Below are 718 nucleotides of genomic sequence, written 5' to 3' on the forward strand. Positions count from 1 at the left end.
AATTTATAGAGAATAATCCTAAAATTCCACCTATAAAAAAAGAGAATTCATCCTTCACAGTTCAGCCAGTTATCGAGGATAAATCGTACCTCATGACCGAAACTTTGGCACGAGTTTATTTGGAGCAAAAGAAATATACTAAAGCAATTCAAGCATATGAAATATTAATTTTGAAATATCCAGAAAAAAGTAGTTTCTTTGCAGACCGAATTTTAGATATAAAAAAATTACAACAAAATAATAATAGTTAAAACAATGAGTACATTTTCAATCTTTCTAGTATTAATAACAATCGTTTGTTTCTTATTAATCGTAGTAATAATGGTTCAAAATCCTAAAGGTGGAGGTTTATCTTCATCAATTGGAGGTTCACAAATGCTTGGTGGAGTTCAAAAAACTACCGACTTTTTAGACAAAAGCACATGGGTTTTAGCAACTTCATTAATTGTTTTAGTACTACTTTCTAGCCTAAGTTTCACAGGAGCATTAAGCGATACAGGTTCTAAAGTGATTGAAGATGCACCAGCAACATCAGCACCAGCGCCAACAACACCAAAAACTGACGCAGCTACAACTACAACGGCTCAACCAGCAGCAACTACTACAACAGAAACTGCTCCGCCACCGCCGCCAACAACAGAAAAAAAATAATTTCTATACAGAAAGTCTCGATTTAATCGGGACTTTTTTTTTGAATTATTAGAAGCGAATTCCCGAA

Annotated in this window: 2 protein-coding genes; both read left to right on the top strand. The window is 34.0% G+C overall.

All coding sequences use genetic code 11. The features are described from left to right. Positions 1 to 251, top strand: a 251-nt coding sequence (locus DIU01_RS04160) for a tetratricopeptide repeat protein (RefSeq protein WP_290831987.1), incomplete at its 5' end; no start/stop codon positions are given. 4 nt (positions 252 to 255) lie between these two features. Continuing rightward, entirely contained in the window at positions 256 to 651 is a 396-nt protein-coding gene (secG, locus tag DIU01_RS04165) for a preprotein translocase subunit SecG (RefSeq protein WP_290831988.1), read from the top strand. Positions 652 to 718: the final 67 nt, after the last annotated feature.

This window comes from Flavobacterium sp. (assembly GCF_003525665.1).
Classification (GTDB): Bacteria; Bacteroidota; Bacteroidia; order Flavobacteriales; family Flavobacteriaceae; genus Flavobacterium.

What these genes read in the sequence shown, in the direction of transcription:
- secG (WP_290831988.1), top strand. Translation starts at nt 256, where the DNA reads ATGAGTACATTTTCAATCTTTCTAGTATTAATAACAATCGTTTGTTTC.